Genomic DNA, 7,874 nt, shown 5'->3' on the forward strand with positions numbered 1-7,874 from the left:
AGGAGGGGTTTATTTCCATTTTAGAAGCTGCATATAGCTTGCAAATTGGGTAAGGCCGATACCATGAACGGTGGAAATAAACTGCGCTCTTCTGATGACTCACGTACACCAGAACCTGAATTGAATGAAGAGACGGAATCTTGTGTTGAGGCGCTGTTTGAAATCATCTTTTGATGCTTTCTTAGATCGGCAGCCCCCATCTTTTCTGATACATATTCACGAGTTACTTTGCCTTCACATCGCATGGCGATGGTATTGGCACACAGCTCGGTTATCCTATCGGCGGTCGCTTGCGAGGTTTTTTCTACGATGTCGGGCATGGACTGGGTACTTAAGTACAGTTCGTATTTGGATTGACGACCGACGGCGAGTAAATTTAGTATTGGATCATTAAGCGCGTTATGGGCTTCATCAACCATAAAGCAAACCTCTGGCTCTTCTCCTGTACCAAAGTTATAACGTTCAGCTGACGATGCCGCTGCAGCTGCCGACACAAGCTTCGATAAGGTGCCTGAAATCACTGGGTCTGTTAAACCGTCTGTGGCGCAGTACAGCACTCCACCTGTGTTTGATAACTCGCGTAAATTGACGACGTTCGGTTGGTTGTCCGACAAATTATTTAAATCAGGGGACAACAAAGTATCTAGAGGCGCCGAACAAAGTTGTTCCAGAATTGCATTCAATGAGCCAGTTTTGGTGCTCACTTCAGATGATTTTTTATGGAAGGCGTCAATGATCCCTGAAAGTTGAGAGCAAGGTTTGTCTTTGGCCATGACATCGGAATAATACATGATCATATTTTCAAGCCAGTCTTGCGAGCCCATGGCCTTGATGCGACCGTTCATTTGGGCTTTCCAGTCCACACCTATTTCTTGACTGAAGTACGTTTCACACGTTTTCTCTACCAGACGAACTAGACCTTCACGCAGGTAGTAATGAAGGGTACGAAGTGTGAGTCGTTCACCGATGTATTCCGCTGCCTGAGTAATTTGGTTTACACGTTCCCAACAGAATTGTTTAAATACTTCCCCAGAAGAGCCGCCCGTTGGAATACATTCAACGACACGGGTTGCCAGTTCCGATGTTCGGTTATAGTTGGCTAGGCAATCAACAACGACAGACTCTGATGGCCGTGCGGGGGCAAAATAGTAGAACTGGTCCCCTTTACCCTGACGAACCATCTCTGCTTTCAACCCATTTCGCATTTCCGGCGTATTTTTTGGGTCGATGATGATGAGCAAGCATTTTCGCTTTGACCACAGTTTGTTTAATGCGATTAACTTTAACAACGTTGTTTTGCCAGAGCCCGGAACGCCGTAGATGATTGTGTGTGCGCGGCCTACATCATAATGCACAGTCACAGCTTTCTCGTTGCCCAAGGCCATGAGGAATGGCTCCCCACCTAATGCTTCGTTCAGGTCAGGGTTATAGGGGATAAACTTCCTTAAATATAAAGGCACTTTTTGGTCGCGGCGTGCAGAAGGGAGGGCGTTGATTTTATACATATTGATGGCGTGCTCAGGCCCCCAATTAAAGCCGGTCCCTAAGTACATGCGGTCTTTGTATTTTTCTGCCTTCTTTCGAGTGTCTTCCAAAGACTCTATATCCAGTTTGTTTGAACACAATCGAGCTTGCATCTTTAGAATTGGCCATGCTTCAGAAGATCGTTTTGCGGCCATGACAAAGCTGGTGGCCATACCTAGCCCTGTCAGCATCACCGTATCGGGAGCCGGTGTCTCAGTGAATAGGTTGTACAATGCTTGATATCCACCAGCGACACTGAAAAAAGCACCCGAAGCCAGCCATGCGCGAGCTTGTTGTATCTCAAACACTTCACGGAAGTAGTCTTGAATATCGTCATACAGGGGTTTTGTCTTTGACTTAAACATCAGAAGCGACTCCATTAGCAATTAAGTTCAATTCTTTGGCGAGGTTTGAATCTAAAATTAACTTCTCTTGCTCGCTGTTAATGGTGAGCTTTCCTGCAAAGAAATCGAGGTTATCCATACGCTCCGGCCTACCATAGTCATTGAAATTTTTAATTTGATCTAAGAACAGCTTTTCGCCCACACCGAACAGCTCTGCGAAGGCTTTGACGCAACTGCTGTCCAACTTGATGTGCTCTGTCGCGTCAATGCCCAATACTTTCCCTGGCTCTATGTCATCTCCGAAGCGGTCAAAAAAGGCCGTTGTATTCATTTCCATGTTGGTCATCTCTACAAGACAAAGAACCCACGTTTTGTGCGCGTAGATCGCATTTCTTGAGCTGTAGCTGACAATGGAATCACCATCGGTCCTACCATTGGATAGCGCCCATGCCATCACATAACACAAGGTTCTTAGGTCTTTATCAGACACATTTTTTAAAGCGGAAGCTCTTTGCGGTGCTTTCTGTGTTTGGGACTTACGCCCTTTAGCTGCGGTGGCTAGAGGTTTGGACGACGGTGCCTGAACCGGTTTGTCGTCAGCTGCGTTGATGTTCATGCCATCCCATACACTAGGTGCCGCATTGTTTTCTTCCACCGACTGATTTGTTTCATTTTCGAACACGATTGTTGGCCCCCTTGTCTTTGACGGTGAGTTTGCCTTTGTGGTGTTCGTCTTAGTCGCTGCTTTTTTCGTTGCTGGCTTTTTCGTTGCTTGTGGTTTGGGTGCTGGTTTCTGCGCAGGCACGTTGTTTTGAGCAGGTGTCGCTGTTGCTGGCTTCCCATCGTTGCTCGTGTTGGCCGGTGCTGGTGCATTGATCTGCTGCGGGGTCGTTGTCGGTGATTGATTTTCAGCAGCTTGCATGAGTTCTTCAGGTGGTTTTGGTAGCCCCGGCAAATTCAACGAACGAGCCTTATTACGATTCACTTGGGAGCCTTGCTCTGGGTCCAAGTTATAAAGGGTCTGAAATGGGTTATCTTTTGGCTCGGTATAATCCAAGCTGCCTTTGGCGTCGATTGTTAAGCGTTCGCCCATGCTAGAAAATTCGATGTAACAGTCTTTAAGGTTAGGTGGGCGTAATTCACCTTCGAATACCAAATCTGGATAACTGATACGAACGATATCAACTTGTCGCATCTTCCCTTGCTTCGCTGTAAATGTGAGCCTCACAAAGTCTGACTCTTCGTGCATCGGCTCCACAATACCTAGCTCTTCCATCTCCTGAACCACGATACCAATGTTGGATTCAATTCTGGCTAGGTGACCCGAGTTGCTAGAATTGGCGTTCATGTGGCTGATGATGTCTTGCATGCCATTTCGGTAATCGAGATATACCTCCCCATCAATGACATACATGCGAGCACCGATTTCATTGACTTTGTTCCAACGGTTTTTTCGTAAATCACGGATGGCCGAGATAATGCCGTGACTCTTACCGGCTTTACGCTGTCCGATGAGTTTGTGGAATTGGGTTCTACGATCTCGTTCGGCACTGAGCGCATCGGCACGGCGCAATGGTTTCTCGATATACCCTTCCTTACGGGCATAATTCTGCAGCGCGTCAATGATTGGTCCTGAAAGGTTATCGTTAGATTGATATAACCAGCGCTTTGCTGTGTCACTCAGAACTCTGTCTAATAACAGCACTGACAGCTTCTCATGGTAATGATTAGCACGGCGTGGATTCCAGCTAACGGTGTAGCGGTCAATACCGTATTTTTCACTGAATTCGTAAATGGTTTCAATTTGTGGGTTCCAGGTAGTATCCAGCTCTTTCCCCGAAACCCTCATGTCAGAAATGACTTTCCCTGCATCATGCAACAAACCTGTTAACCATGCGGCAAAGCGCCATCGCGGTTCTCGTAGCATCTCCTCATCTTGGAATCCGATAGCCAAAGGCCGAGAGCCCTTCGACATTCTTAAGGTCATTAAGGCAACATCTAATGAATGACGAAGTAGGCCGCCAACTTCATTGTGATGATGGTACTCACTAGCAGGCAGTAGGTGGAAAAATGAAATCACAGAACGGATCGCGTGCATGTACGTGTTCATAAAGCATGGCGTCAGGTTTTTATCTGTACCTTCGAGCATGCCTACGGCAAGGAAGGTTTCCTTAATAATGCCTCTATAAGCGAATAAAATGTCCCCCTCCGTTAAGACAGGGACACCATCTGGCGTCGGCGGGTATTTGATCATGCTTGCGACTTCTTTCTGCAAGCGTGTGATCTCCTGCTGCTGCTTCAAAATAGTTTCACTGGCGAACTCCTCATGCAGCTCACCAGTTTTCAAGCGCAATTTCTCTTTTACGATAATTGCATTTTGAGTTAATTTTGATCTGACGCCATCAAACATTCGCATTAAGCTGATTCCTGTAGTGACTCATCGGATTTTTGAGTTATTACGGTTTGAATTTCTTCCGCACTCAGTGGGTCTTCGTCTTCGCCTAATATCTCAGCGCCACCAGCATGAATATCCACCGGTTCTGCTTCTTGCTCAGTTTCAGCTTCATTCAATGGAGCCGACACGTTATCTGGCTGCTCATCGGTGACCTCTTCAACCACCTCTACTGGTTTCAACTTTTGATTGATTTGTTGATTAACGCGTTGGTGTGTTGTGCCGCGACCAGTGTCTAGCGAGCGAAGTTGGTTGGTAATACGGAACACGTCGTTAGAGAAGCGCGACATCGTAGAAGCGAGTTTGATTTTCGCGTACTTGTAACGTTCTTCGTCGACATCGCCTACCATCCAAAGTACTTCCATGACCGCCATCGAGTTGTCGAACTTTCGAATGACCTGCAACACACGTTGGAAGACAGGGTGGGTCACATCGATGACGACTTTGTGGTTATCTGGTACTTCGATTTCAGGAAAAGGTACATTGCGATTTTGTTTGCGGTATTTACGCTTCACTGCATCAGCCTGTCTTGCAAACTCACCTTGACCTTCTTCCAAATGTTCAAAGTTGGTTTCAAAGATAGACACTACCGCATCACGGTTTTCATCGTTGTCTTCGGTGGACTCGTACAGCGTCGCAATACGTTGTGTTGCGCCAACCAATTGACCGCCTTTTTGACCTAAGTAGCGGTACATTGTCTCGCTTCGACACACGATTGAAACGGGGATGTGGCGTCGCATTTGCTTAAATTCAGCCATGGTGATTCTCCTTAGAGATTGATGAGTTCTGGGTAATGGTCAGCGATGACCTTTTCTAGCTCGCCTATTTTTCGGTTGTATTCCCTGCTTAGTGGGAGCCCTCTATCTGCAATGAAAATGCTGAGTAATACGCGTCGTTCCTCTCGAAGCGTTTTATAGCGCTCCCTTAATCCGAGGTAACGTCGTGTGGGTGGACTGATGATTTTCTTAAATGCTAGGAACAGCTTTAATTCCCAATCCCTCATGTATTTTTTACATTGTGATTTGGAAAAAGGGTGGGTCAGCACTTTGTAGGGAATCTTGTTCTCTGACTTGTTCTCGTACTTCGTCGCGAACTTAGGAATTTCATAGTATTTCTCTGAATTCGGAATCTTCTTATCGGGATCAAAGTGATACGCCTTCTTTTTTGTTGTTTTGTTTAAGCGGCTCATGTCACGCATTCGAAGTTCAAAACACATCACCATCTCCCAACCGTCTCTGTCTTTGGTGTAATACTTAGTCCCAATCAGTACATGGCCTGTATTGGCGAACGTGCTTCTACGGTTGTAAGAATTGTCTTTGATAATTACATGGTTCTGTTCGAGCTGAGGTTTTCGGTAATACTTGTCAGCCAAGTCTTCCATTTCGGCTATAAGTTCACCGGCTTCGGCATAGACCGCCTTCAGTTCCATTGCATTACGTTTTAGGTTCTTGGTGATCAAACCCAATTTTAAATCTGCATGGATATCGTCTTTTTTAACCTGAACATCAGCCTCAATGTCCTCAGTAAGAACATCAAGTTCGTCTGTTTGAACGTCAAGGACATCCGCCTGTTCATGCATAAACCCTGTCTCCTTCCCAAATGGGGTATTGGTTGATACTGCATGAAATAAATCGACGTTTTTTCAAATAAGGGACGAATTTTCGCTAATAGATTTCAGAATTGCTTTCCGAATAGGGCAGGTCTGCGGGTGTTTACGTTGGTATGAACAATGGTTCAATCATGAAAGTCGTATCCACGAATTTGAATTTGTTCAGCCTAACACTTTGTCTCGCTATGACAGGGAAGGGGGACTAGACATGACCAGCGTTCGTGGAATTTAGCTGGTGACCAACGATTCGAGCTCGTGCAGTCGCTCAACTCAATTTCTCTGAATGACATTGGAACTAATGACTTTCCACCAGCTCCTCGGCTGGGAACCGGCGGATGACCAGCACCCAAGAATTTCTTCCGGCGCAGATGTCGATTCCCATGTCTTGCACTGACACGGGATGATGTGTCCCGGCACCAGCGCCGGTTTATCACCCGAGAACCTGCTGGTCACGAGTATCACCAGGGCCTCGCTGGAAACAAATATCCAAGCTCAATATCTCTGACCGACACTGAATGTTATGACCCGGCACCGGCTCCTCGGCTGGGAACCGGGCGATGGGACTCGGCGGATGACCAGTACCCAGGCGCTCGCTCCGGCGTAAGTATCATTTCCCCATGTCTCGCACTGACACGGGATGTTATGACGCAGCACCAGCGCCGGTCTTTCACCCGAGTGCCTGCTGGTCACCAGGCGACGCTGGTATCAGATATCTAAGTTCAAAGTCTGTGACTGACACTGAATGTTATGACCAGACACCAGCTCCTCGGCTGGGACCCCGGCGGCTGGCCAGAACCCCTTGTATTCGTTCCCGCACAGATATCAATTCCCATGTCTCGCACTGGCACTGGGAGATGAACACTCATAGGCTTTGGTGAACGAACGGACCTTTTGCTCGGGCAGTGCGGCGCCAATTAGCTTAGGGCCTAAAACAGTCGGGCTATTCAAACTAATCAAAATCAACACGAATGACTTAAAGCTCGACCAAATCTCAAGCCTATTGAATCAACTTGGTACGACGGATTGTTAATACCAAGCTCAATATCTCTGACCGACACGGGATGTTATGACCCAGTACCAGCGCCGGTCTTTCTCCCGAGAACCTGCTGGTCGTGATTATCACCAGGGCCTCGCTGGAAACAAATATCCAAGCTCAATATCTCTGACCGACACTGAATGTTATGACCCGGCACCGGCTCCTCGGCTGGGAACCGGGCGATGGGACTCGGCGGATGACCAGTACCCAGGCGCTCGCTCCGGCGTAAGTATCATTTCCCCATGTCTCGCACTGACACGGGATGTTATGACGCAGCACCAGCGTCGGTTTATCACCCGATTACCTGCTGGAGATGAATGCACGGACCGGGGCTCGCTGGTAACTAATATCCAAGTTCAATATCTCTGACCGACACTGGACGTTATGACCTGCCACCAGCTCCCTGCCTTGGAACCGGCCGATGACTAGTACCCAGGCGCTCGCTCTGGCGTGGGAATTAATCCCGCATGTCTCGCACTGACACGGGATGGCATGACGCGGCACCAGCGCCGGTCTTTTAACCGAGAATCCGCTGGTCATCGTGAGTTGAGAATCCGTCAAAGACAATTGGCTTGAACACCATTTTCTAGATTGTTTAGTAATTAATTCATATTCATTGTCACCCCGAGAAATTGAACCGTCTCGGGCAACGACTCAATCTTGGGTAGTACCGTTCGGCTTGAGATGATTTTTGGAAATTTATATTTATTTTTTTTGTTTTTAAGAAGGGCTGTACCGCTCAGGATTCCATTTCAATGTCTTGGTTAGACTCTTTACGGTTAGCCAGTGGTCATTGATTCACTCTCGGGCAGGGTCAATTCTGATTCTTAGGATGTCACGGTCGATGATTGATGCTCGGGCAGGGTCAATTCTGATTCTTAGGATGTCACGGTCGATGATTGATGCTCG

At 47.3% G+C, this 7,874-nt stretch carries 4 protein-coding genes; all 4 read right to left on the minus strand.

From position 1 onward, the window contains the following. Window positions 1-20: 20 nt before the first annotated feature. Genes traD through AB6D58_RS13410 form a run of 4 tightly spaced genes read right to left on the minus strand, consistent with a single transcriptional unit; the run spans window position 21 to window position 5,899 of the window. Window positions 21-1,889, minus strand: a complete 1,869-nt coding sequence (gene traD / locus AB6D58_RS13395; protein ID WP_372157514.1) for a conjugative transfer system coupling protein TraD — start codon at window positions 1,887-1,889, stop codon at window positions 21-23. Continuing rightward, entirely contained in the window at window positions 1,882-4,284 is a 2,403-nt protein-coding gene (gene mobH, locus AB6D58_RS13400; RefSeq protein WP_372157516.1) for a MobH family relaxase, read from the minus strand. Before mobH ends, traD begins: the two co-directional genes overlap by 8 nt. Next, on the minus strand, window positions 4,284-5,078 hold the full coding sequence (locus AB6D58_RS13405) for a hypothetical protein (RefSeq protein WP_136987113.1): 795 nt from the start codon (window positions 5,076-5,078) through the stop codon (window positions 4,284-4,286). The genes mobH and AB6D58_RS13405 overlap by 1 nt, the downstream gene beginning before the upstream one ends. Window positions 5,079-5,089: 11 nt before the next feature. Then, the gene (locus AB6D58_RS13410; RefSeq protein WP_136987112.1) at window positions 5,090-5,899 is read right to left on the minus strand and encodes a hypothetical protein; all 810 of its coding nucleotides are present in this window, start codon (window positions 5,897-5,899) and stop codon (window positions 5,090-5,092) included. Window positions 5,900-7,874: the final 1,975 nt, after the last annotated feature.

The organism is Vibrio sp. 10N.239.312.D08, from assembly GCF_041466145.1.
GTDB classification, from domain to species: domain Bacteria; phylum Pseudomonadota; class Gammaproteobacteria; order Enterobacterales; family Vibrionaceae; genus Vibrio; species Vibrio crassostreae_C.

What these genes read in the sequence shown, in the direction of transcription:
- mobH (WP_372157516.1), bottom strand. Translation starts at nt 4,284, where the DNA reads ATGCGAATGTTTGATGGCGTCAGATCAAAATTAACTCAAAATGCAATT.
- AB6D58_RS13410 (WP_136987112.1), bottom strand. Translation starts at nt 5,899, where the DNA reads ATGCATGAACAGGCGGATGTCCTTGACGTTCAAACAGACGAACTTGAT.
- traD (WP_372157514.1), bottom strand. Translation starts at nt 1,889, where the DNA reads ATGTTTAAGTCAAAGACAAAACCCCTGTATGACGATATTCAAGACTAC.
- AB6D58_RS13405 (WP_136987113.1), bottom strand. Translation starts at nt 5,078, where the DNA reads ATGGCTGAATTTAAGCAAATGCGACGCCACATCCCCGTTTCAATCGTG.